Raw genomic sequence first — 24,737 nt, 5'->3', positions numbered from 1 at the left:
TCGCTGATGCGGTCACACCATGTGGCCGCACATTCACTTCGGAGGTTTATCTGATGAAGTATGTCGATGGTTTTGTGGTTGCCGTTCCCGCGAATAATAAGGAGGCTTATCGCGAGCTGGCAGCGAAAGCCGCGCCGCTGTTCAAAGAGTTTGGCGCGCTTCGCATCGTAGAGTGTTGGGCCGATGACGTACCCGACGGCAAATTAACGGACTTCCGCCTGGCGGTGAAGGCGGAAGAGAACGAAGAAGTGGTCTTCAGCTGGATCGAATACCCTTCCAAAGCGGTTCGCGACGAGGCGAATCAGAAGATGATGAACGATCCCAGAATGAAAGAATTCGGCGAATCGATGCCGTTCGACGGTAAACGGATGATTTATGGCGGTTTCTCGCCGCTTCTGGACGAGTAAGCCTGGTGCCCGGCGGCACTCACCGCCGGGTACTATGCGTGTGATTCCGGGTCGAGATTATTTTCCGCCCACTGAATAAAGGCCTCTTTCGGCAGCGCTTTACTGTAAAACCAGCCCTGACCGTACTGCACCCCATGGCGGCGCAACCATGTCAGCTGGACTTCGGTTTCAATCCCTTCCGCCACCATCGCCAGATTGAGCGATCGGGCCATCTCAATGATATGCGGCGTCACGTTTTTGTACTCCAGCGCGTCCACGAATGACTTATCGATTTTCAGGGTGTCAACGTCGAGATCCTGCAGATAGCTGAGGCTGGAGTAGCCGGTGCCGAAATCGTCAATATAGACAGAGTGTCCTGCGCGCCGGAAGCCGGCAATGGCGGGGGCACTGACGGTGGGATCGGCAAATCCCCGCTCGGTAAGCTCCAGCGCAATCTGCGAGGGCGGGATCTGCCACTGATTCAGAAGACGGCTCAGCAGCGGAGGCACCGTCCCCGAGATCAAATCCGCCGGGGCAAGGTTAATCGAAATATGCTGGTCCGGATGCTGGCGCAGCCACTCGCCCATCTCCTCAAACACTTTTTCGATGATCAGCGTGGTCAACTGATTCATCAGGCCAGTCTGCTCTGCCAGAGAGACGAAAATATCGGGAGAGAGATAGCTGCCGTCCGGCTGCGGCCAGCGGGCGAGCGCTTCCGCCCCGGTCAGCTTGCCGCTGTTGAGTGCGACAATCGGCTGGAAATGAACCTGAAACTCTCTGGCACTGATGGCGTCCAGCAGGCGATGCCGGGGAGATTGCAGGCGGCGTAACACTCGCAGTACAAACCAGGCCGTCAGCAAACTGATCAACACGCCAAAAGGCAGCCAGAAATAGAGCTGGTGGTGCCAGCTCTCTTTTAGCGGCTTCAGGGAAGCCCACGCCACGATTGCAAACCCCAGGTCGGGCACGTTGTGCACGTTATACATGGCGCCGTTATGTTGAAAATGGGTGCTGCTATCCCGCTGCATCTGGTTGAAGACCTGCATGTCCAGGCTGTTACTGCTGGCGAAAACGAGATTGCGGCGGATCCCCACCAGGGCGACGTCGATCGGCCAGGAGCCAAAGGGGATCACGTCGATCAGCGAGGCCGGGTCGATCATCACGATATAATGGCCGGTGCCCAGGGCGGCCATATAACGGTTAATATTCAGATCGTTATGCGAGGTCACCCAGGCCCGATAGCCATCGGGCGTGATCCGCAATGCCGGAGGAAAGGGGGGAGTGTGACTCTCCTGTTCCAGCGAAGAGCAGCGCGGCTTGAGATCGTCAACGTAGATCACCTCCTGGATATAGCGCCAGGAGAAAGAGGCGCGGCGCATTACCAGCGCATGTTCGCGACTACAGGGGATGCCTTTGAAGGACTGCATTTCGGTGAGAGCGGATTTGGCCTGGGTAATCACTCTGTCGGTACGGATCTGGACCCGCGCTGAGTAGTCGTTCAGATCCTCAACAAACTTATCTTCCGCATTACGGTGCGCCAGCCAGACGCTCAGGCAGACAGGAACAAGCACTGCAATAACCAGTACGCAAGTCACCACACTTACCAGGTGTCGGGTTGTCATGCTCCTGTTTCCTTTTTATTACGCCGGGCGTGGGGCGCACAAGTCGATGACATTAAAACGGAAAGCCACGCTGAAGTGTAGAACTATTTTAGATGAGTTTACGGGCCGCTTATCCGCCGTGGGTTGTTTTTCCACCGCCACTCGGATATGCTAATTGTTATGTTATAACAATTCATTTCAGGAAGGGTAAATATGCAGGTTCTCAATTCATTGCGCAGCGCCAAAAAACGACATGCGGATTGCCAGATCGTCAAACGTAAGGGACGGCTGTATGTGATATGCAAATCCAATCCGCGGTTCAAGGCGGTGCAGGGTCGTAAGAAGAAACGTTAGGCCAGAATAAGAGGCTTGCCGCTAACAGCGAGGCTGTCGGCGGCAGGTCAGAGCGGGCTTCAGGCAGCCGTGCGGGCCAGGGTGAAGACGTCGTAAAAAGAGAGCTCGCCTTTGGTGGCGATCATTTTTTGCAGCTTCTCTTTTTGTTGGGAGTCAACCTGGGGTGAGTGCAGGATGCTGTCGATCAGCTGGTTGGGCACATAGCGCGTGTTGTACCACTCACCGTTGTAGCAGACGCGAAAATCGAGCACATCAATATCTTCGTAGCGGTAACGCGGATTAACGTCAAAGAAGAAGAAGGCGTTAAAGACGACGAACAATACCACCAGAAGCCAGACGGAACCGATCAGCGTGTCCGACTGCAGCATCACCACCAGCGTAGCCAGCCAGGCGGCGTACATGGCGACAAACAGGCCCGGATGTTTGCGAATAAAGCTGATGCTAAAGCGCGGTCTGTTGTCACGCTTTTCGCGAACATTGAGGTCATCAATGGTTTCGGTAAGCAGGCGTTGTATCTCAGTCATCTTCTGCCCTTTCTAAATCAACTCAAAACGGGGGGATCCGTGTATTTTAAGTGACCACAATGTTTGTGGAAAGTAACAGTTACGCTGAGAAAAAACATAACAGTTGCCAGAAAAGGGCGGGGCAGATGAGGCGGTCAAACTGTTCAGTACCACGCAGCGTTTCCGCTGGGTGTCACCCAATCAGCGTACAAATTTCCACACAGCGGTCGGGATTTTATCGTACAGCTTATTCATGGTAAGTTCAGCCAGGCGATGATCGGCTGCAGAATAGAATACCGCTAACTCATTATCAGAAAGCTCGTATTTATTTTTCTCAATCACACGTTCAAGGGTGTCAATTGACTGACAGCGTCGCAAACGCATCAAATAATCTGTTTTGGTTAATGGTTTATCAGACATAAATTCACCTAATTGTTTGTAATAATTTTAACCGGAGAAGCTAACGGGTTAGCCCTGCTTGCAGTGACAAAACAACGAAAAAGCCGATTGCCTGATTTACGCCATTTTTGCAAATCCTGCGCGTTAATGCCGTAGCTGCTGAATAACATAAAAGTGTCATCCAGGTATTCGTCAATTTGCTCAATCAACTTATTATCTTCGTTATACTTAATTTTATAATTAAGGGCGAAGGCTGCTATATGCTCAATCAACTCGTTTAACTGCAAATTAATGGCAGAAGTAGGGTCATTTACCCAGCCATGGTTGCTCTCATCGAGATTGGTCAGGCAGTCATGGTACAGGGATTCACAAAGGAATTTCAACTGTGCAATATCTTGCCTTTTGGGCGAGTATTCGTCCATAGCGCATCCCCTTTTTGAGTGATTTTTTACTCACCGAACATCGTTGTCGGGAAGGGTACAACTGACTTAGCGTCAACGACTACTGTATGCGTCTTACCGTTAACTATAATCTACTCTGATCAGGATTTCACCGCGCTATTACGAAAAATTACAATTACGCCACAGGTTAAAGGGTCTGGCGGTCACTATGTTATATATTGTTTTATCCGCAGGACGATCCTTTCTTATCACCCGCCTCGATTTTGCGCCCATTTCAAAAAAACAATCAGGCGTCATCACAAACAAAAAACACCAGGAATACTCTTAATAACTCAGAAGCAACGCATGAATTTAAGAATTTATGTAAGAGGAATGGGTTAAATATGAGAAGTCGTTTAAAGCCGACATAAAATATATAAACCGCCCATAAGCTTATTTTATGATTTTCAATTGCCAAAAAAAAGGCCGCATTAGCGGCCTTTTTAACGGTTAACAACAGGTTCCGGTGGTCTTACACCGAATGTTTGTGTTCGATATCGTCGTTTTTACGGCTGAAACGACGACGTACCACCACAAAGAATACCGGAACAAAGAAGATAGCCAGTACGGTTGCGGTGACCATCCCGCCCATTACGCCAGTACCTACGGCATTCTGAGAACCGGAGCCAGCACCCGTGCTGATGACCAGTGGCATAACACCAAGGATAAAGGCCAGGGAGGTCATCAGAATCGGACGCAGACGCATACGGACCGCGTCCAGCGTGGCTTCAATAAGCCCTTTGCCCTCTTTATCCATCAGATCTTTGGCGAATTCCACGATAAGTATCGCGTTCTTCGCCGACAAGCCAATGGTTGTGAGCAGGCCCACCTGGAAGTAAACGTCATTACCCAGACCGCGGAACGTGGCCGCCAGCAGGGCACCAATGACCCCCAGTGGCACAACCAGCATAACCGAGAACGGAATCGACCAGCTCTCATACAGCGCCGCCAGACACAGGAATACCACGATCAGAGAGATGGCATACAGGGCAGGGGCCTGGTTGCCGGACAGACGTTCCTGATAGGACATCCCCGTCCAGTCATAACCGATGCCTGCTGGCAGTTTTTGCGCCAGCTCTTCCATCAGGTTCATGGCCTCACCGGTACTTCTACCCGGTCCAGCCTGACCAAGGATCTCCATGGATGGCAGACCGTTGTAACGTTCCAGACGCGGCGAGCCATACTCCCAGCGTGAGGTAGAGAAGGCGGCGAATGGCACCATTTGACCGTTACTGCCGCGAACGTACCAGTTGTTGATATCGCTCGGCAACATACGGTACTGCGCTTCAGACATCACGTACACCTTCTTCACACGACCGCGGTCGATGAAGTCGTTAACGTAGCTACCGCCCCAGGCCGCGCCCAGCGTGGTATTGATGTCACTGATAGAAACGCCCAGCGCCTGTGCTTTCTCCTGATCGATATCCACTTTGAACTGCGGCGTATCTTCCAGGCCGTTAGGACGCACGCCCACCAGCAGGTCAGGATGCTTGGCGACTTCACCAAACAGCTGGTTACGCGCCTGAGTCAGTTTTTCGTGGCCCAGACCGCCCTGATCGATAAGCTGGAAGTCAAAGCCGGTTGCCGTACCCAGCTCAACGATCGCTGGCAGGTTAAAGGCAAAGACCATCGCATCTTTAATCTGCGAGAAGGTACCCATCGCACGGCCAGTAATGGCTTCAACCTTGTTCTCTTCGCCCGGACGATCAGCCCAGTCTTTCAGAGAAACGAAGGCGATACCGGTGTTCTGGCCACGACCCGCAAAGCCGAAGCCGTTAACCGCAAACACCGATTCAACGTTGGCTTTCTCTTTGGTGAGGTAGTAATCGGTCACCTCATCCAGCACTTTCTGGGTTCGTTCCTGGGATGCACCTGCTGGCAGCTGGGCCATGGTCAGGAATACGCCCTGGTCTTCGTCCGGCAGGAAGGAGCTTGGCAGACGAATGAACAGGTACGCCATACCGACCACAATGATGATATAGAGCAGCAGATAACGACCGGTGCTGCGCAGAATATTACCTACGCTGTCGGTGTAGTGATGCGTACTCTTATCAAACACCCGGTTAAACCAGCCGAAGAAGCCTTTTTTGCCTTCGCCGTGGTCGCCTTTGGCGACTGGTTTCAGCATGGTGGCGCACAGGGCCGGGGTCAGGATCAGAGCGACCAGTACCGACAGAGCCATCGCCGACACGATGGTGATGGAGAACTGACGATAAATCGCACCGGTTGAGCCACCGAAGAAGGCCATCGGAATAAATACCGCCGACAGTACCATCGCGATACCGACCAGCGCGCCCTGGATCTGACCCATCGATTTACGGGTGGCTTCCTTCGGCGGTAGTCCCTCTTCGGACATCACACGCTCGACGTTTTCCACCACCACGATGGCGTCATCCACCAGCAGGCCTATCGCCAGCACCATCCCGAACATCGTCAGGGTGTTTATCGAATAGCCAAAGATCGACAGTATCGCAAAAGTACCCAACAGGACGACCGGAACGGCGATGGTAGGGATCAGCGTCGCACGGAAGTTTTGCAGGAACAGGTACATAACGATGAAGACCAGGATGATCGCTTCGACCAGGGTTTTCACTACTTCGTGAATCGAGATCTTAACGAACGGCGTGGTGTCATACGGATAAACGATTTTCAGGCCTGACGGGAAGAAAGGTTCCATTTTCTTCAGTTCAGCACGGATCGCGGTAGCGGTATCCAGGGCGTTCGCGCCGGTCGCCAGTTTGATCCCCAGACCGGATGCCGGCTGGCCGTTAAACTTAGCGATAACGTCGTAGTTTTCACCGCCCAGCTCCACTTTCGCCACGTCACGCAGGCGAACCTGGGAACCGTCCGGATTCACCTTCAGCAGAATTTTACTGAATTCATCAGCCGAGGTCAGACGGGTCTGCGCGATGATCGAGGCGTTGAGCTGCTGGCCTTTAACCGGTGGCGTACCGCCTAACTGACCGGCTGCCACCTGGGCGTTCTGCGCTTTAATCGCGGTGATCACGTCCACTGGCGTCAGCTGGAAGTTGTTCAGTTTGTTCGGGTCCATCCAGATACGCATCGCGTACTGGGAACCGAACAGCTGCACGTCACCCACGCCAGAAGTACGGCTGATAGCGTCCTTCATGTTGGCGCCCACGTAGTCGGAAATATCCTCCTGCGTCATGGTGCCGTTGGTGTTGATAACGCCGACAACCATCAGGAAGCTACTGGAGGATTTCTCCACGCTCACACCCTGCTGTTGAACTTCCTGCGGCAGTAACGGCATCGCCAGCTGCAGTTTGTTCTGCACCTGAACCTGCGCGATGTCCGCATCCGTACCGGATTCGAAGGTCAGCGTGATCTGCACCGTACCGGTGGAGTCACTGTTGGAGGACATGTACATCAGGTTATCGATACCGTTCATGTTCTGTTCGATAACCTGGGTTACGGTGTCCTGCACCGTTTTGGCATCAGCCCCTGGGTAGGTTGCGGCGATTGAAATTGCTGGCGGCGCAATAGTTGGATATTGCGCGACTGGCAGCTTCAGGATCGCAAGTCCCCCGGCTAGCATGATGATGATGGCGATCACCCACGCGAAAATGGGGCGATCGATAAAGAAATTAGGCATGTCTTAACGGCTCCTGTTTAAGTTAAGACTTAGGTTGTTCTGACTGGCCGCCTGCGGAGGCTTGTTGTTGATTGTCAGACGTGACCTCTTGCGCTTTAACCTGGGCGCCCGGGCGAACTTTTTGTAAACCGGTAATGATGACACGATCGCCATCTTTCAGACCGTCGGTGACCAGCCATTTGTCGCCAATCGCCTGGGTTGCCGTGATCTGACGGACTTCGACTTTGTCTTCAGCGCCAATGACCATTGCACTGGCATCGCCGCGCGGCGTACGGGTCACACCCTGCTGTGGAACCAGCAGTGCGGTTGGGTTAGTCCCTTCTTCCAGGCTTGCACGAACGAACATACCCGGTAACAGCGTATGGTTCGGGTTCGGGAAGATGGCGCGCAGGGTGATAGAACCGGTGGTCTGATCGACCGTTACGTCAGAAAACTCGAGGCTGCCAGCCTGTGGGAACTTGATACCGTCGCTGGTGACCAGCTCCACTTTCGCTTTGCCGTTTTCCTGCTTCAGGGTGCCGTTTTCGAGCTCCTGTTTCAGACGCAGGAAATCATTGCTCGACTGGGTGACATCGACATAGATCGGGTCAAGCTGCTGCACGGTAGCCAGCGCGTTGGTCTGGCCACTCTGCACCAGAGCACCTTCGGTCACTGATGATTTACCAATGCGACCGCTGATAGGTGAGGTCACTTTGGTATAGGCCAGGTTAATACGTGCAGTTTCAACCGCGGCTTTCGCAGCAGTAACCGCAGCGTTAGCCTGCTGGGCATCGGCCTGGGCGCTATCGAATTCCTGTTGGCTGATGTACTGGGTGCCAATCAGTTTCTGATAACGGCTGACGGTCAGCTGAGCAATTTTTGCCGCAGCCTGGGCTTTTGCCAGATCGCCTTTTGCACTTTCGTAGTTAGCCTGATAGGTAGCGGGATCAATCTGATACAGAGATTCACCGGCCTTAACATCGCCGCCTTCCGTAAAATTACGTTTCAGGATGATGCCACTCACCTGTGGACGCACTTCAGCAATGCGGTAAGCGCTGGTTCTGCCGGGTAGTTCTGTTTTTATCTGGAGAGGTTCGGATTTGAGCGTCACGACGCCAACTTCTGGCACCTGCTGAGCCCCTTGTTGAGCCTGTTTTTCGTCACATCCTGTAAGCGCTAAGCTGCCTGAGAGCATCAGAACGATCGCCAGAGGCGTTAACCCTCTGTTTTTGTTCATATGTAAACCTCGAGTTTCCGATTTCAAATTGATCAATGGATCACGCGTCCACAAACCCATTGCTGCGTTTATATTATCGTCGTGCTATGGTACATACATTCATAAATGTATGTAAATCTGACTCCTGTAAATTCACCTGGGTATGGCACGAAAAACCAAACAACAAGCACTTGCGACACGCCAGCACATCCTTGATGTTGCTTTGCGCTTGTTTTCGCAACAAGGGGTCTCTTCCACGTCGCTGGCACAAATTGCTCAGGCGGCTGGGGTAACCCGTGGAGCGATTTACTGGCATTTCAAAAATAAGTCAGATTTATTTGGTGAAATTTGGGAGCTTTCAGAATCCAATATTGGGGATCTCGAGACTGAGTATCGGGCAAAATTCCCTGACGATCCACTCTCAGTTTTAAGAGAGATTCTGGTCTATATCCTTGAGGCGACTGTTATTGAAGAGCGTCGTCGCCTGATGATGGAGATCATCTTCCACAAATGCGAGTTTGTCGGGGAGATGGCGGTGGTGCAACAGGCGCAGCGCAGTCTGTGTCTGGAGAGTTACGATCGTATCGAACAGACCCTGATGCACTGTATTAAAGCCAGCATGTTACCGGCCAATCTATTAACCCGTCGCGCCGCTATTCTGATGCGCAGTTATATTTCCGGTATTATGGAAAACTGGCTTTTTGCTCCCCAGTCTTTTGATCTGCAACGTGAAGCCCGTGATTACGTGGCGATCCTGCTGGAGATGTATCAGTTCTGCCCGACCCTGCGTGGGCAGCCAGAGCCGCTCCCGGCCTGACCCCAGGAATTGTCCGGGAGCCACCTGTTGACGCTATATTGCGCCCGATTGCCGTGATATTCTTCACGCCGGTCTTCCTGGTCATTCATCATACGAATCACACATAACTATGTTGCACTACACACGCAAACAGCATCCCATTTTTGCCTTTATTCTGGTTTTCTTTCTCTCGTTGATGGCTTCACCGGCTGCGTTTGCGCGAGCCGATAATACCAGCGACATCCCCACGCGGGCAGATGTTCAGAGCCAGCTCGACGCCCTGAGCAAACAGAAAGAGCTTACGCCGCAGGACAAACTGGTCCAGCAGGATCTGACGGAAACCCTTGAGACGGTCGACAAGCTCGAGCGGATCAAAGCCGAAACCACGCAGCTTCGCCAGAAAGTGGCTCAGGCGCCGGAAGCGATGCGCAAGGCGACCGAGAGCCTCAATGCGCTGGGCGATGTCGATAACGATGCGGAGACCCGCAAAACGCTGGCGACCTTATCCCTGCGTCAGCTGGAGCTGCGCGTGGCGCAGCTGCTCGACGATTTACAAACCGCGCAAAGCGATCTGGCCACCTACAACAGCCAACTGGTGTCCCTGCAAACCCAGCCGGAGCGCGTGCAGAATGCGATGTACACCGCGTCGCAACAGCTGCAGCAGATCCGCAATCGCCTGAACGGAACCTCCGCGGGCGAAGCGGCATTACGCCCGACCCAACAAACGCTACTCCTGGCCCAGCAGCAGCTGCTCAATGCGCAGATCGAACAGCAGCGTAAGAGTCTGGAAGGTAACACCGTCCTGCAGGATACCCTGCAAAAGCAGCGCGACTATGTCACCGCTAACATCAACCGTCTGGAGCATCAACTTCAGCTGTTGCAGGAGGCGGTCAACAGCAAGCGCCTGACCCTGACGGAGAAAACCGCCCAGGAGGCCGTCAACCCGGACGAAACCGCGCGCATCCAGGAAAACCCGCTGGTGAAGCAGGAGCTGGATGCCAACCACCAGCTCAGCCAGCGTTTGATCACCGCGACCGAAAACGGCAACTCGCTGGTTCAGCAGAACATCAAAGTTAAAAACTGGCTGGATCGCGCCCTGCAGTCTGAACGCAACATCAAAGAGCAGATCGCCGTCCTGAAAGGCAGCCTGCTGCTGTCGCGTATCCTGTATCAGCAGCAGCAAACCTTGCCCTCCGCCGATGAGCTGGAGGACATGACCAACCGCATTGCGGATCTGCGTCTTGAACAGTTTGAGGTCAACCAGCAGCGCGACGCCCTGTTCCAGAGCGATGCCTTCGTTGCCAAAGTGGAAGAGGGGCACAGCAGCGACGTCAATGATGAAGTCCACGACGCGCTGTTGCAGGTGGTGGATATGCGCCGCGAGCTGCTCGATCAGCTGAACAAGCAGCTGGGCAATCAGCTGATGATGGCCATTAACCTGCAGATCAACCAGCAGCAGCTGGTGAGCGTCTCCAAAAGCCTGCAGGAGATCCTTACCCAGCAGATCTTCTGGGTAAACAGCAACAAACCGATGGACTGGGACTGGATCAAATCCTTCCCGGGCATGCTGAAAGATCAGATTAAAGGGATGAACATCACCGTTAACTGGGAAAAAGCCGGTCCGGCGGTGGCCTTTGCCTTCCTGGCGGGTCTGCCGCTGTTGCTGATTGCCGGGTTAATCCGCTGGCGTCTCGGCTGGCTGAAAAAATACCAGACGAAGCTGGCGAGTGAAGTGGGGCAGCTGCGTAATGACAGCCAGCTTCACACCCCGAAAGCGATTCTTATCGATCTGATCCGCGCCCTGCCGGTCTGTCTGTTAATTCTGGCGGCGGGACTGATCCTGCTCACCATGCAACTCAATATCAGCGATCTGCTGTGGGCCTTCAGCAAAAAACTGGCGCTGTTCTGGCTGGTGTTTGGCCTGTGCTGGAAAGTGCTGGAAAAAGACGGCGTGGCGGTGAGTCATTTCAATATGCCTGCCCAGCTCACCAGCCACTGGCGACGCCAGATCGTGCGGGTGAGCCTGGCGCTGTTGCCGCTGCATTTCTGGTCGGTGGTGGCCGAACTCTCCCCGCTGCACCTGATGGACGATGTGCTGGGGCAGTTCGTCATTCTGCTTAACCTGCTGCTGATCGCCGTCCTGATGTGGCCGATGTGCCGCGACAGCTGGCGGGATAAAGAGTCCCACGCCATTCGTCTGGCGACGGTCACCGTGCTGTCCATTATCCCGCTGGCGCTGATGGTGCTGACGGCTACCGGCTATTTCTATACCACTCTGCGTCTGTCAGGCCGCTGGATTGAAACCGTCTATCTGGTGATCCTCTGGAACCTGCTCTACCAGACCGTCCTGCGCGGGCTGAGCGTTGCCGCCCGGCGTATCGCCTATCGCCGCGCCCTGGCGCGTCGGCAGAATATGGTGAAAGAGGGGGCCGAAGGCGCGGAGCCGCAGGAGGAGCCGACCATTGCTCTGGAGCAGGTGAACCAGCAGACGCTGCGTATCACCATGCTGGTGATGATCGCCCTGTTCGGCGTGATGTTCTGGGCCATCTGGTCAGATTTAATCACCGTCTTCGCCTATCTCGACAGCATCACCCTGTGGCACTACAACGGCACCGAAGCGGGGGCCGCAGTGGTGAAAAACGTCACCATGGGCAGCCTGCTGTTTGCGCTGGTGTCGTCGATGGTAGCCTGGGCTCTGATCCGCAACCTGCCGGGTCTGCTGGAGGTGCTGGTGCTTTCACGCCTGAATATGCGCCAGGGGGCCTCCTACGCCATCACCACTATTCTGAACTATGTGATTCTGGTGGCGGGGGCGATGACCGTCTTCGGTTCACTCGGGGTCTCGTGGGACAAACTGCAGTGGCTGGCGGCGGCGCTGTCGGTGGGTCTTGGTTTTGGTTTGCAGGAGATCTTCGGTAACTTCGTCTCGGGTCTGATTATCCTGTTCGAACGTCCGGTGCGCATTGGCGATACCGTGACTATCGGCACCTTCTCGGGAACGGTCAGCAAGATCCGTATCCGTGCGACCACCATCACCGACTTCGATCGGAAAGAGGTGATCATCCCGAACAAAGCCTTCGTGACCGAGCGGTTGATCAACTGGTCGCTCTCCGACACCATCACCCGCGTGGTGATCCGTCTCGGCGTGGCCTACGGTTCGGATCTGGATAAAGTGAAAAAAATCCTGCTGCAGGCAGCGATGGAACATCCGAAAGTGATGCACGATCCGGAACCGGCGGTGTTCTTCACCACCTTTGGCCCGAGCACGCTGGATCACGAGCTGCGTCTCTACGTGCGTGAACTGCGCGACCGCAGCTACACCGTGGATGAACTGAACCGCACCATTGAGCGTCTGTGCCGCGAGAACAACATCAACATCGCGTTCAACCAGCTTGAAGTGCATCTGCGCAATGAGAAGGGCGACGAGCATACGGAAGTGAAACGTGAAGTGAAAGGGGATGACCCGACACCAGCGTAACCTTACCCCTCACCCTGACCCTCTCCCCAAAGGGGCGAGGGAATGGTTTGCTCCCTCTCCCTTTCAGGGAGAGGGCAGGGGTGAGGGTATTTTCCCCTCAAAATCCCGCTTCACAATCTCCAGCGCCTTCAGCACCGTCTCGGCGGGAATATCATGATTCTCCAGCAGCATAATCAGATCCACGGCCAGCTTCACTTCATCAGGGGCGTTTTCCAGTGACACACACTACTCCTGTTAACGGGTCAGACGCGCAATCACGCGCTCAATATCATCCAGTGCCTTACGACAGCGTTCAAGCCGCCCCTCCAGCGCGGTAATTTCGCGCATCAGCATCTGCTGCTCTTCCAGCGTTTCGACCTGGTTCAGCCGGGTCTCACGTTCAGACTTCATTTCACACAGCCGCCGCTCAAACTCCTGATGCGCCAGGCGCTTGTGCTGCCATTTAGTTGCCCCGGCAGAAGGGCTGTCCCAGACCCGTAAAGGCCAGGCGGCGATCTCCCGGTGCAGGGCGGCGATCTGCTCCGCCAGATGGGTGGCCAGCCAGGTCACCTGCTCCGTTTGTGCCTTCTCCACCGCACGACCCAGCTCATCCAGATTGTGCTGGGCTTCATCCAGGTAATCTTTAATCAGCGTGCTGCGGGTGCGGAACAGCTGCCGGTCAAAACGCGGCTTCAGGGTAGCGTGCTGCATCAGAGGCGCGGCCTGGTTTCGCAGGGCCGTCAGCTGATTTTGCAGCGTCTGTAAAAGCAAGGCTGTTTTCAATCCGCTCTCCAGTGGTACAGTAGCCGTTCAGTTTGATAACGATTCGCATTATGCAGCGTACTATTTTACTCATCATTGGCTGGCTTGCGGTAGTGCTCGGCACGCTGGGCGTCGTTTTGCCCCTTCTGCCAACCACGCCCTTTATATTGCTGGCGGCCTGGTGCTTCGCCCGCTCCTCGCCGCGTTTTCACCACTGGCTCCTGTATCGCTCGTGGTTTGGCGGCTATCTGCGCCACTGGCAACAGCACCGCGCCATGCCGCCCGGCGCGAAGCCGCGGGCCATTGCCGTTATCCTTATTACCTTCGCCATCTCATTATGGCTGGTAAAGATCATGTGGGTGCGGATCCTGCTGCTGGCGATCCTGTCATGCCTGTTGATTTTCATGTGGCGGATCCCTGTGGTTGATGAAAAGCAACAAAAGCAATAATCCTCGGGTTGGCTGTTGCAATTCTTGTGCGCAGCCAGTAAATTCGACCGTTTTCGAGCACGGGCAGGCCTGGTTAAAGGTTAAACAATTGTTACCTTGACCGACCCACTATCCGCTCCGTGAGTAACACCGTTTTCATCAGGCATCCATTTATGACCGCAACTGCGCAGCAGCTTGAATACCTTAAAAACAGCATCAAAAGCATCCAGGACTACCCAAAACCTGGCATCCTTTTCCGTGATGTCACCAGCTTGCTGGAAGACCCGAAAGCGTACGCCCTCAGCATTGAACTGCTGGTAGAGCGTTACAAAAACGCCGGGATCACCAAAGTTGTCGGCACCGAAGCCCGCGGCTTCCTGTTTGGCGCCCCGGTTGCGCTGGCGATGGGCGTCGGCTTTGTGCCGGTGCGTAAGCCACGCAAACTGCCACGCGAAACCATCGCCGAGAGCTACGAGCTGGAGTACGGCACCGATCAGCTTGAGATCCACATCGATGCGATCAAGCCAGGCGATAAAGTGCTGGTGGTTGACGATCTGCTGGCAACCGGTGGCACCATTGAGGCGACCGTGAAGCTGATCCGTCGTCTGGGTGGCGAAGTGACCGATGCGGCCTTCATCATCAACCTGTTCGATCTGGGTGGCGAACAGCGCCTGGAAAAACAGGGCATCACCAGCTACTGCCTCGTGCCATTCCCGGGACATTAATCCTCCCGCCCGCAACCTCGCCCAACGGGTGAGGTTGTGTTAGCATTACCCCCCTGAATATCCACCTTCCAGCGTTGCAGAGCCTGCCCATGAGTTATCAGGTGTTAGCCCGTAAATGGCGACCCCAAACCTTTGCTGACGTTGTCGGCCAGGAACATGTGCTGACCGCCCTGGCGAACGGCTTATCGCTAGGACGTATCCATCACGCCTATCTTTTTTCCGGCACCCGTGGCGTCGGTAAAACCTCTATCGCCCGTTTACTGGCGAAAGGCCTCAACTGCGAAAGCGGGATCACCGCCACGCCGTGCGGCGTCTGCGATAACTGCCGTGAAATCGAGCAGGGGCGCTTTGTCGATCTGATTGAGATCGATGCCGCCTCACGCACTAAAGTCGAAGATACCCGCGATCTGCTGGACAACGTCCAGTACGCGCCGGCGCGTGGCCGCTTCAAGGTCTACCTGATCGATGAAGTGCACATGCTGTCGCGCCACAGCTTTAACGCCCTGCTGAAAACGCTGGAAGAGCCGCCTGCACACGTCAAGTTCCTGCTGGCGACCACCGATCCGCAGAAGCTGCCGGTGACCATCCTGTCCCGCTGCCTGCAGTTCCATCTGAAGGCGCTGGATGTCGGGCAGATCCGCGATCAGCTTGAACATATTCTGAATGAAGAGCAGGTCACGCATGAACCGCGTGCCCTGCAGCTGTTGGCGCGTGCCGCCGACGGCAGTCTGCGCGATGCGCTCAGCCTTACCGATCAGGCGATTGCCAGCGGCGACGGCCAGCTGACGACGCTGGCGGTCAGCACCATGCTCGGCACCCTGGATGACGATCAGGCCCTGTCGCTGATTGAGGCGGTGGTCGAGGCCAACGGCGAGCGGGTGATGGAGTTGGTCAACGCCTCGGCGGCGCGCGGCATCGAGTGGGAAGCCCTGCTGGTTGAGATGCTCAGCCTGCTGCACCGCATCGCGATGGTACAGCTCTCCCCGGCGGCGCTGGGTCCGGACATGGCCGCGATTGAGCAGCGCATGCGTGAGCTGGCGCGAACTATTCCGCCAACCGACGTGCAGCTCTACTATCAAACCCTGTTAATTGGCCGTAAAGAGCTGCCGTTTGCCCCTGACCGCCGTATGGGGGTCGAAATGACCCTGCTGCGCGCGCTGGCGTTCCATCCGCGCATGCCGCTGCCGGAGCCTGAGGTGCCGCAGCCGTCGTTTGCCCCGGTCGCCCCCACTGCAGTGCTGACGCCGCCGCAGGTGCCCGTGCAGCAGAGTGCGCCTCCGCCGCCGCGCCACGATGCGCCGCTGTCGGATGCCACCAGTTCGGTGCTCGCCGCCCGCAGTCAGTTGCAACGCGCGCAGGGAGCAACCAAACCAAAAAAGAGTGAACCGGCAGCGCCTGCAAGAGCGCGGCCGGTAAATAACGCCGCGCTTGAACGTCTGGCCTCGGTCACGGATCGGGTGCAGACGCGTTCTGCCTCGGCCACGCCTGAGCCACAGGCTCCGGCAAAGAAAGAAGCGTATCGCTGGAAAGCTACCACCGTCACCGAAGAGGTGAAGGTAGAAGTCGCCACGCCGAAGGCGCTGAAAAAGGCGCTGGAGCACGAGAAGACGCCGGAGCTGGCCGCTAAGCTTGCTGGAGAGTCGCTGGAGCGTGATGCCTGGGCGGCAGAGGTCAGTCAGCTGAAACTGCCCAAGCTGGTGGAGCAGGTTGCCCTGAACGCCTGGCGTGAACAGGACGGCAACCGGATCTGCCTGCATCTGCGTCCGGGCCAGCGTCACCTGAACTCGGCGAGCGCACAACAGGTGCTGACGGAGGCGCTCTCCACATTACAGGGCGCACCGGTTGAATTGACTATCATTGAAGATGATAATCCGGCGGTGCGAACGCCGCTGGAGTGGCGTCAGGCCATCTATGAAGAGAAACTCGCGCAGGCGCGTGAGTCGATTATCGCGGATAATAACATTCAGACCCTGCAGCGTTACTTTGATGCAGAACTGGATGAAGAGAGTATTCGACCCATTTGATCGTGAGTCTGACTTACGGTTGTTATCTTTAACGTGAAAGAAGAGAGAAGCCTATGTTTGGTGGTAAAGGCGGTCTGGGTGGTCTGATGAAGCAGGCCCAGCAGATGCAGGAAAAAATGCAGAAGATGCAGGAAGAGATCGCGCAGATGGAAGTCACTGGCGAATCTGGCGCAGGTCTGGTCAAAGTGACAATCAACGGTGCGCATAACTGCCGTCGCGTGGAGATCGACCCAAGCCTGCTCGAAGACGACAAAGACATGCTGGAAGATCTGGTCGCCGCGGCATTTAACGATGCTGCGCGCCGTATCGACGAAACCCAGAAAGAAAAAATGGCCTCTGTATCCTCCGGAATGCAGCTGCCACCGGGCTTTAAGATGCCGTTCTGATGCAAACCAGTCCGCTGCTCACGCAGTTAATGGAAGCGCTACGCTGCCTGCCGGGCGTAGGCCCGAAGTCAGCGCAGCGCATGGCGTTTACCCTGCTGCAGCGCGATCGCAGCGGCGGGATGCGTCTGGCGCAGGCTCTGACCCGCGCCATGTCAGAAATCGGTCACTGTGCGGACTGCCGCACCTTTACCGAACAGGATGTATGTAACATCTGCACCAATCCGCGTCGTCAGGAAAATGGCCAGATCTGCGTGGTGGAGAGTCCTGCGGACATCTACGCCATCGAACAGACCGGGCAATTTTCTGGCCGCTACTTTGTGCTGATGGGCCACCTGTCACCGCTGGACGGTATTGGCCCGGATGATATTGGTCTGGACCGTCTGGAACAGCGTCTGAAATCGGAAACGATCAGCGAGGTGATCCTCGCCACCAACCCAACGGTGGAAGGGGAGGCGACGGCCAACTATATCGCCGAGCTGTGCGCCGAATCCGGCGTTGAAGCCAGCCGCATCGCCCATGGCGTTCCGGTCGGCGGCGAGCTGGAGATGGTGGACGGCACCACGCTGTCACACTCTCTGGCCGGGCGTCACAAGATTATTTTCTGACCAAACGGAGGCTGCATGCGTGGCCTCCGCTTGAAAACCTTCCCGCGTATCCCCATCTCTCCCTCAACGCTTTTAAACCCCATTAAATGGCATTGTTGAGGTCGACTTAGTATGAAAGGACAAGAAACCCGTGGTTTCCAGTCAGAAGTAAAACAGCTTCTGCACCTGATGATCCATTCTCTTTACTCCAATAAAGAAATCTTCCTGCGTGAGCTTATCTCTAACGCCTCTGATGCGGCAGACAAGCTGCGTTTCCGTGCGCTGTCGAAGCCAGAGCTGTACGAAGGTGACGGCGAGCTGCGCGTGCGCGTCTCCTTTGATAAAGAGAACCGCACCCTGACCATCGCCGATAACGGCATCGGTATGACCCGCGATGAAGCCATTGATCATCTGGGCACCATCGCCAAATCCGGCACCAAAGCCTTCCTGCAGTCGATGGGTTCCGATCAGGCGAAAGACAGCCAGCTGATCGGCCAGTTCGGTGTGGGCTTCTACTCGGCGTTCATCGTGGCGGATAAAGTCACCGTGCGCACCCGTGCGGCAGGCGAAAGCGCCGAAAGCGGCGTGTTCTGGGAATCCCACGGCGAAGGCGAATATACCGTGGCCGACATCACCAAAGCCGATCGCGGGACCGAGATCACCCTGCACCTGCGCGAAGGGGAAGACGACTTCCTTAACGACTGGCGCGTGCGCTCCATCATCAGCAAATATTCTGACCATATCGCTCTGCCGGTCGAGATCGAAAAACAGGAAGAGCAGGACGGCGAAACCGTCATTTCCTGGGAGAAGATCAACAAGGCGCAGGCGCTGTGGACGCGCAACAAGTCTGAGATCAAAGACGAAGAGTACACCGAGTTCTACAAGCATATCGCCCACGACTTTACCGATCCGCTGACCTGGAGCCACAACCGTGTGGAAGGTAAGCAGGAGTACACCAGCCTGCTGTACATCCCGGCGCAGGCCCCGTGGGATATGTGGAACCGCGATCACAAGCACGGCCTGAAGCTGTACGTGCAGCGCGTGTTCATCATGGACGAAGCCGAGCAGTTCATGCCGAACTACCTGCGCTTTGTGCGTGGCCTGATAGACTCCAACGACCTGCCGCTGAACGTCTCCCGTGAGATCCTGCAGGACAGCACCGTCACCCGCAACCTGCGCACCGCCCTGAGCAAACGTGCTCTGCAGATGCTGGACAAGCTGGCGAAAGACGACGCGGAAAAATACCAGACCTTCTGGAAACAGTTCGGCCTGGTGCTGAAAGAGGGTCCGGCGGAAGATTCGTCCAACGTGGAAGCCATTGCCAAACTGCTGCGCTTTGCCTCCACGCACACCGACTCCTCCGAGCAGACTGTGTCGCTGGAAGAGTACATCTCCCGCATGAAGGAAGGGCAGGAGAAGATCTACTACATCACCGCCGACAGCTATGCCGCGGCGAAGAGCAGCCCGCACCTGGAGCTGCTGCGTAAGAAAGGCATCGAAGTGCTGCTGCTTTCCGATCGCATCGATGAGTGGATGATGAACTACCTGACCGAGTTCAGCGGTAAAGCGTTCCAGTCCGTTGCTAAAGCCGATGAGTCCATCGACAAGCTGGCGGATGAAGTGGACGAAACCGCCAAAGAGGCGGAAAAAGCGCTGGAGCCGTTTGTTGAGCGCGTGAAGACCCACCTGGGCGATCGCGTGAAAGAGGTGCGTTTCACTCACCGTCTGACCGATACCCCGGCCATCGTCACCACTGAAGCCGACGAGATGAGTACCCAGATGGCGAAGCTGTTCGCTGCTGCGGGCCAGAGCGTACCGGAAGTGAAGTACATCTTTGAACTGAACCCGGATCACGCCCTGGTGAAACGCGCGGCCGAGACGCAGGACGAGACACGCTTTGCCGAGTGGGTTGAACTTCTGCTGGATCAATCCCTGCTGGCCGAGCGCGGCACGCTGGAAGATCCAAACCAGTTTATCAAGCGCGTGAATGCGTTGCTGTTAGCGTAATCATTTCATACAGCCCTCTCCCCCGGGAGAGGGCTTTCTAATATATTCCCCTCATTAACCGTTTCAGCCTGCCCACCTTCCTTGAGCCACATCCGTTCTGATGGTATTGTTTAGCGCTTTTGAAAAATTGAACCAACTTTTGAGGGGATTTTCGCAATGCGTATTATTCTGCTTGGCGCTCCGGGCGCGGGTAAAGGAACTCAGGCTCAGTTCATCATGGAGAAATACGGTATTCCGCAAATCTCTACGGGTGACATGCTCCGTGCCGCTGTTAAATCTGGCTCCGAGCTGGGCAAACAGGCGAAAGACATTATGGACGCCGGCAAGCTGGTGACCGATGAGCTGGTTATCGCTCTGGTTAAAGAACGCATTACTCAGGAAGATTGCCGCAACGGTTTCCTGCTGGACGGCTTCCCACGTACCATTCCTCAGGCTGATGCCATGAAAGAAGCGGGCATCAACGTGGATTACGTGCTGGAGTTCGACGTACCGGACGAACTGATTGTTGACCGTATCATCGGTCGTCGCGTACACGCTGCTTCTGGCCGCGTTTACCACATCAAATTCAACCCGCCTAAGGTTGAAGGCAAAGACGACGTGACCGGCGAAGAGCTGACCACCCGTAAAGACGATCAGGAAGAGACCGTGCGTAAGCGCCTGGTGGAATACCATCAGATGACTGCCCCGCTGATCGGCTACTACTCGAAAGAAGCGCAGGCGGGTAACACCAAATACGCCAAAGTCGACGGCACTAAGCCTGTCGCAGAAGTCCGTGCAGAGCTGGAAAAAATCCTCGGCTAATCGCACCTCTCTCACCCGGGCCCCCGGGTGAGAAAAATTCTCATTCCGTCTATCGCAGCAATGGGTTTCGTTTACGCACTTTTCAGATACACTTATCAGCCTGTTAAAAGGTTATGAGGCGTGAATGAGTCAGGCGAAAACCGGCATCCTGCTTGCCAATCTAGGTACCCCCGAAGCCCCAACCCCCGCAGCGGTCAGCCGTTATCTGCGCCAGTTTCTGAGCGATACGCGCGTTGTGGATACCCCACGCCTGCTGTGGTGGCCATTGCTGCGCGGCGTGATCCTGCCGATCCGTTCCCCGCGCGTGGCAAAACTCTATCAGTCCGTCTGGATGGAAGAGGGCTCGCCGCTGATGGTCTACAGCCGTCGTCAGGAGAAAGCCCTCGCCGCCCGTCTGCCGGATACGCCCGTTGTGCTCGGTATGAGCTACGGTAAACCGTCCCTGGAAAGCGCCGTTGATAAACTGCTGGCGCAGGGCGTGGACCATATCGTGGTGCTGGCGCTCTATCCGCAATACTCCTGCTCCACCGTGGCCGCCGTCTGGGACGAGCTGGCGCGTATTCTGGCGACCCGCCGCCGCATTCCTTCCGTGACCTTTATTCGCGACTACGCGGATAACGACATGTATATCAACGCCCTTGCCAGCAGCGCCCGCGCCTCCTTTGCAAAACACGGCGAGCCGGATCTGCTGTTGCTCTCCTATCACGGTATTCCGCAGCGATTTGCCGACGAAGGGGATGATTACCCGCAGCGCTGCCGCGATACCACCCGTGAGCTGGTCTCCGCCCTTGGCCTGCCGCCGGAGAAGGTGATGATGACCTTCCAGTCGCGCTTTGGTCGCGAGCCGTGGTTGACTCCTTATACCGACGAGACCCTCAAAATGCTGGGTGAGAAGGGGGTGAAGCATATTCAGGTGATGTCGCCGGGCTTTGCGGCAGACTGTCTGGAGACGCTGGAGGAGATCGCGGTGCAAAACCGGGAGTTCTTCCTCGAAGCGGGCGGGGAAAAGTATGAGTACATTCCGGCGCTGAACGACGACCCTGAACACATCGAGATGATGGTCTCCCTGGTGACCAACAGCCGCTAATCGCACTCCGGGCCGGGTTTATGCTACCATTTCCGGCCCAACCGTCACTCGTAGCACTGAACATGAAATTTCCCGGTAAACGCAAATCCAAACACTACTTTCCCGTTAACGCCCGCGATCCGCTCCTGCAGCAAATTCAGCCGGAAAATGAGACCAACGCCGCCTGGGTGGTAGGTATCGATCAGACGCTGGTGGACATCGAAGCCAAAGTGGACGATGCGTTTGTCGCGCGTTACGGCCTGAGCGCCGGGCACTCTCTGGTGATCGAAGACGATGTGGCGGAAGCGCTCTATCAGGAGCTGGTGCGGAATAACCTGATCACCCATCAGTTTGCCGGGGGCACTATCGGCAACACCATGCACAACTACTCGGTGCTGGCCGATGACCGCTCCGTGCTGCTGGGCGTGATGTGCAGCAACATCGAAATTGGCAGCTACGCCTACCGCTATCTGTGCAACACCTCCAGCCGTACCGATCTGAACTATCTCCAGGGCGTGGACGGGGCGATTGGCCGCTGCTTTACGCTGATCGGGGAATCCGGAGAGCGGACCTTTGCCATCAGCCCGGGGCACATGAATAAGCTGCGCGCCGAGAGCATCCCGGAAGAGGTGATTGCCGGGGCATCAGCGCTGGTGCTGACCTCCTATCTGGTGCGCTGCAAGCCGGGTGAGCCAATGCCGGAAGCGACCATGAAGGCGGTGGAGTACGCGAAGAAGTACAACGTGCCGGTGGTCCTGACGCTGGGCACCAAATTCGTGATCGCCGATAACCCTGAGTGGTGGCAGGCGTTCCTGAAAGAGCATGTCTCTATTTTGGCGATGAATGAAGAAGAGGCCGAAGCCCTGACCGGCGAGAGCGATCCGCTGCTGGCGTCTGACAAGGCGCTGGACTGGGTCGATCTGGTGCTCTGCACCGCCGGGCCGGTTGGCTTGTATATGGCCGGCTTCACTGAAGAAGAGGCGAAGCGCAAAACCCAGCACCCGCTGCTGCCGGGAGCCATTGCCGAGTTCAACCAGTTTGAGTTCAGCCGCGCCATGCGCCACAAAGATTGCGTCAACCCGCTGCGCATCTTCTCCCACATCGCCCCGTACATGGGCGGGCCAGAGAAGATCATGAACACCAACGGGGCAGGCGACGGTGCGCTGGCGGCGCTGCTGCACGACATCACTGCGAACGCCTTCCACCGCACCAACGTGCCGAACTCCAGCAAACACAAGTTCTCCTGGCTGACCTACTCGTCGCTGGCCCAGGTGTGTAAGTACGCGAACCGCGTGAGTTATCAGGTGCTGAACCAGCACTCACCGCGTCTGACGCGCGGCCTGCCGGAAAGAGAAGATAGTCTGGAAGAGTCGTACTGGGACAGGTAAAAGAAGACCCCTCACCCTAACCCTCTCCCCATAGGGGAGAGGGAACGCGAACACCCTCTCCCCTATGGGGAGAGGGCCGGGGTGAGGGGCTCAGGCCGCACGAACTACCCCGTCACCACCGCTTCCACCGGCTGTTTCTCCAGCAGCGACAGCATGGTATTGGCAATCTCACGCTCGCCCATCACCACCTGATTCGCGCCGCGCTCCATAATGTATTCCACTTCGTCGTCATAATGCGCCCGGGCGATAATCTCCAGGTGCGGGTATTTTTCGCGGGCGGAGACCACAATCTCACCGGCTTCGTAACCGTTAGGGATAGTCAGCAGCAGCCAGCGCGCGCAGTCCAGATGCGCCAGATTCATGATCTCTTCGTTCGCCGCATTGCCCAGTACCGCACGGATCCCGCGCTCGCGCAGCTCGTCCACCCGGGTGCGGGAGGTTTCAATCACCACCAGTGGAATACCCTGCGCCATCAGTTTCTCACCTAACAGGCTACCGACGCGGCCAAAGCCGACCAGCAGGGCATGGTTGCAGATATCCACCGGGATCTGTTTCTCTTCTTCCGTCGCCTCTTCCAGCGTCTGCTCTTCGAGGGTTTCGGTTTTCTCGAGGTATTTTTCCAGCAGCGCGAACAGCACCGGGTTGAGCATAATCGAGAGGATCGCCCCCGCCAGCACCAGGTTTTGTCCGGCCTGCGGCAGCAGATCCAGCGCCATGCCCAGTCCGGCGAGGATAAAGGCAAACTCACCAATCTGCGCCAGGCTGGCGGCGATGGTCAGCGCGGTACGCGGCGAGTGGCCGAACAGACGCACCAGGAAGAACGCGGCAACCGACTTACCAAAGATGATGATCGCCAGGGTGCCCAGCACCGCCAGCGGCTGGTCAATCAGCACCAGCGGGTCGAACAACATCCCGACGGAGACGAAGAACAGCACCGCAAAGGCGTCGCGCAGGGGCAGGGTGTCGTGGGCGGCACGGTGGCTCAGTTCCGATTCGTTCAGCACCATCCCGGCGAAGAAGGCACCCAGGGCGAAGGAGACATCAAATAGCTCAACGGCGCCAAAGGCGATACCCAGCGCCAGAGCCAGTACCGCAAGGGTAAACAGTTCGCGGGAGCCGGTAGCGGCGCTGCGGGAGAGGATCCACGGCACCAGGCGGCGGCCCACCAGCATCATAATGGCGATAAACGCCACCACCTTACCGATGGTGATACTCATATCCAGCGCCAGGGTGGCAAAGCCGACGTTGTCTTTTTCAAGCATTCCGGCGACCGCAGGCAGCAGCACCAGGGTTAAGACCATCACCAGATCTTCAACAATCAGCCAGCCAATGGCGATCTGCCCTCGCTGGCTGTCAATCAACTGTCTCTCTTCAAGCGCGCGCAGCAGCACCACGGTACTGGCGGTGGAGAGACAGAGACCAAACACAATGCCGGTCATCAGCGGCCAGCCCAGCATCGCTGAAAGCGCCATACCCAGCAACGTCGCCACGGCTATCTGGGCGATCGCACCGGGAATGGCGATCGACTTTACCGCCATCAAATCCTTCAGGGAGAAATGCAAACCAACACCGAACATCAGCAGGATCACGCCAAGCTCCGCCAGCTCCGGGGCAAGTTTAGTATCAGCAACAAAACCTGGGGTAAAAGGACCGGCTAACACGCCAGCTAATAAATAGCCCACCAGAGGCGAAATGCGAAGTTTGTTGGCAAGCATGCCGAGTATAAATGCGAGTACAAGTCCACCGACAATGGTGGTGATAAGCGGTGTGGCGTGATGCATTCCGTCTCCTTTCGTTGCTGAGTTAATCCATTTTTGGTTCA

At 56.2% G+C, this 24,737-nt stretch carries 22 protein-coding genes and 1 other annotated feature; of the genes, 13 read left to right on the top strand and 9 right to left on the bottom strand.

Features of this window, described 5'->3' with window-relative positions; all coding sequences use genetic code 11:
* Positions 1-53: 53 nt before the first annotated feature.
* A complete protein-coding gene (locus tag LG383_RS13810; protein WP_106992177.1) occupies positions 54-407 on the top strand; it encodes a DUF1428 domain-containing protein in 354 nt (117 codons plus the stop codon).
* A 32-nt stretch (positions 408-439) separates the two neighbouring features.
* On the opposite strand, the gene LG383_RS13805 is transcribed toward LG383_RS13810, so the two are convergent.
* Positions 440-2,008 (bottom strand): EAL domain-containing protein, encoded by a 1,569-nt coding sequence (locus tag LG383_RS13805; protein WP_225759392.1) that lies wholly within the window; start codon positions 2,006-2,008, stop codon positions 440-442.
* A 192-nt stretch (positions 2,009-2,200) separates the two neighbouring features.
* Here LG383_RS13805 and ykgO point away from each other — a divergent pair, with 192 nt between their 5' ends.
* Entirely contained in the window at positions 2,201-2,341 is a 141-nt protein-coding gene (ykgO, locus tag LG383_RS13800; protein ID WP_106992179.1) for a type B 50S ribosomal protein L36, read from the top strand.
* 59 nt (positions 2,342-2,400) lie between these two features.
* On the opposite strand, the gene LG383_RS13795 is transcribed toward ykgO, so the two are convergent.
* From LG383_RS13795 to acrA, 5 genes are all read right to left on the bottom strand, one after another.
* Positions 2,401-2,865 carry a YlaC family protein gene (locus LG383_RS13795; RefSeq protein ID WP_225759391.1) on the bottom strand — a complete coding sequence of 155 codons (465 nt, stop codon included), beginning with the start codon at positions 2,863-2,865 and terminating at the stop codon, positions 2,401-2,403.
* Positions 2,866-3,045: 180 nt separating this feature from the next.
* A complete protein-coding gene (locus tag LG383_RS13790; protein ID WP_032616864.1) occupies positions 3,046-3,264 on the bottom strand; it encodes an HHA domain-containing protein in 219 nt (72 codons plus the stop codon).
* 8 nt (positions 3,265-3,272) lie between these two features.
* Complete coding sequence (gene tomB / locus LG383_RS13785) at positions 3,273-3,665, bottom strand: Hha toxicity modulator TomB (protein ID WP_106992181.1); 393 nt, start codon at positions 3,663-3,665, stop codon at positions 3,273-3,275.
* Between the two features lie 490 nt (positions 3,666-4,155).
* Entirely contained in the window at positions 4,156-7,296 is a 3,141-nt protein-coding gene (acrB, locus tag LG383_RS13780; protein WP_106992182.1) for a multidrug efflux RND transporter permease subunit AcrB, read from the bottom strand.
* A 22-nt stretch (positions 7,297-7,318) separates the two neighbouring features.
* Entirely contained in the window at positions 7,319-8,512 is a 1,194-nt protein-coding gene (gene acrA, locus LG383_RS13775; protein WP_106992183.1) for a multidrug efflux RND transporter periplasmic adaptor subunit AcrA, read from the bottom strand.
* Positions 8,513-8,654: 142 nt separating this feature from the next.
* Between acrA and acrR the strand changes: the two genes are divergently transcribed.
* Both acrR and mscK read left to right on the top strand, forming a co-directional pair.
* The gene (gene acrR, locus LG383_RS13770; RefSeq protein WP_106992184.1) at positions 8,655-9,308 is read left to right on the top strand and encodes a multidrug efflux transporter transcriptional repressor AcrR; all 654 of its coding nucleotides are present in this window, start codon (positions 8,655-8,657) and stop codon (positions 9,306-9,308) included.
* A 109-nt stretch (positions 9,309-9,417) separates the two neighbouring features.
* Positions 9,418-12,765 (top strand): mechanosensitive channel MscK, encoded by a 3,348-nt coding sequence (gene mscK / locus LG383_RS13765; RefSeq protein ID WP_225759390.1) that lies wholly within the window; start codon positions 9,418-9,420, stop codon positions 12,763-12,765.
* Positions 12,766-12,828: 63 nt separating this feature from the next.
* Here the strand turns inward: mscK and rsmS are convergent, their stop codons facing one another.
* Both rsmS and priC read right to left on the bottom strand, forming a co-directional pair.
* Entirely contained in the window at positions 12,829-12,987 is a 159-nt protein-coding gene (gene rsmS / locus LG383_RS13760; protein WP_225759389.1) for a pleiotropic regulatory protein RsmS, read from the bottom strand.
* Between the two features lie 12 nt (positions 12,988-12,999).
* Positions 13,000-13,527, bottom strand: a complete 528-nt coding sequence (gene priC, locus LG383_RS13755; protein ID WP_225759388.1) for a primosomal replication protein N'' — start codon at positions 13,525-13,527, stop codon at positions 13,000-13,002.
* Between the two features lie 50 nt (positions 13,528-13,577).
* On the opposite strand from priC, the gene LG383_RS13750 reads away from it, so the two are divergent.
* From LG383_RS13750 to LG383_RS13710, 9 genes are all read left to right on the top strand, one after another.
* Positions 13,578-13,955, top strand: a complete 378-nt coding sequence (locus LG383_RS13750) for a DUF454 family protein (protein ID WP_106992188.1) — start codon at positions 13,578-13,580, stop codon at positions 13,953-13,955.
* Positions 13,956-14,107: 152 nt separating this feature from the next.
* Positions 14,108-14,659, top strand: coding sequence for an adenine phosphoribosyltransferase (apt, locus tag LG383_RS13745; protein ID WP_106992189.1), 552 nt, complete (start codon positions 14,108-14,110; stop codon positions 14,657-14,659).
* Between the two features lie 89 nt (positions 14,660-14,748).
* Positions 14,749-16,683, top strand: coding sequence for a DNA polymerase III subunit gamma/tau (gene dnaX, locus LG383_RS13740; protein WP_225759387.1), 1,935 nt, complete (start codon positions 14,749-14,751; stop codon positions 16,681-16,683).
* Positions 16,013-16,077, top strand: a sequence feature (DnaX frameshifting element). Its footprint overlaps the gene before it by 65 nt.
* Positions 16,684-16,736: 53 nt before the next feature.
* The gene (locus LG383_RS13735) at positions 16,737-17,069 is read left to right on the top strand and encodes a YbaB/EbfC family nucleoid-associated protein (RefSeq protein ID WP_032616874.1); all 333 of its coding nucleotides are present in this window, start codon (positions 16,737-16,739) and stop codon (positions 17,067-17,069) included.
* The gene (gene recR, locus LG383_RS13730; protein WP_106992191.1) at positions 17,069-17,674 is read left to right on the top strand and encodes a recombination mediator RecR; all 606 of its coding nucleotides are present in this window, start codon (positions 17,069-17,071) and stop codon (positions 17,672-17,674) included. Before LG383_RS13735 ends, recR begins: the two co-directional genes overlap by 1 nt.
* Before the next feature lie 111 nt (positions 17,675-17,785).
* The gene (htpG, locus tag LG383_RS13725; protein ID WP_225759386.1) at positions 17,786-19,660 is read left to right on the top strand and encodes a molecular chaperone HtpG; all 1,875 of its coding nucleotides are present in this window, start codon (positions 17,786-17,788) and stop codon (positions 19,658-19,660) included.
* A 156-nt stretch (positions 19,661-19,816) separates the two neighbouring features.
* Positions 19,817-20,461 (top strand): adenylate kinase, encoded by a 645-nt coding sequence (gene adk / locus LG383_RS13720; protein WP_106992193.1) that lies wholly within the window; start codon positions 19,817-19,819, stop codon positions 20,459-20,461.
* Positions 20,462-20,585: 124 nt separating this feature from the next.
* Positions 20,586-21,548 carry a ferrochelatase gene (gene hemH, locus LG383_RS13715; RefSeq protein WP_106992194.1) on the top strand — a complete coding sequence of 321 codons (963 nt, stop codon included), beginning with the start codon at positions 20,586-20,588 and terminating at the stop codon, positions 21,546-21,548.
* Between the two features lie 62 nt (positions 21,549-21,610).
* Positions 21,611-22,915, top strand: a complete 1,305-nt coding sequence (locus tag LG383_RS13710; protein ID WP_166181754.1) for an inosine/guanosine kinase — start codon at positions 21,611-21,613, stop codon at positions 22,913-22,915.
* Between the two features lie 104 nt (positions 22,916-23,019).
* Here LG383_RS13710 and ybaL read toward each other — a convergent pair whose 3' ends face one another.
* Entirely contained in the window at positions 23,020-24,696 is a 1,677-nt protein-coding gene (gene ybaL / locus LG383_RS13705) for a YbaL family putative K(+) efflux transporter (protein WP_225759385.1), read from the bottom strand.
* Between the last annotated feature and the right edge of the window lie 41 nt (positions 24,697-24,737).

The sequence above is a fragment of the Leclercia sp. Marseille-Q4284 genome, assembly GCF_916618945.1.
GTDB classification, from domain to species: Bacteria; Pseudomonadota; Gammaproteobacteria; order Enterobacterales; family Enterobacteriaceae; genus Enterobacter; species Enterobacter tamurae.
The sequence above is the reverse complement of the archived record's forward strand: the minus strand, read 5'-3'. Positions and strand labels throughout refer to the sequence as shown.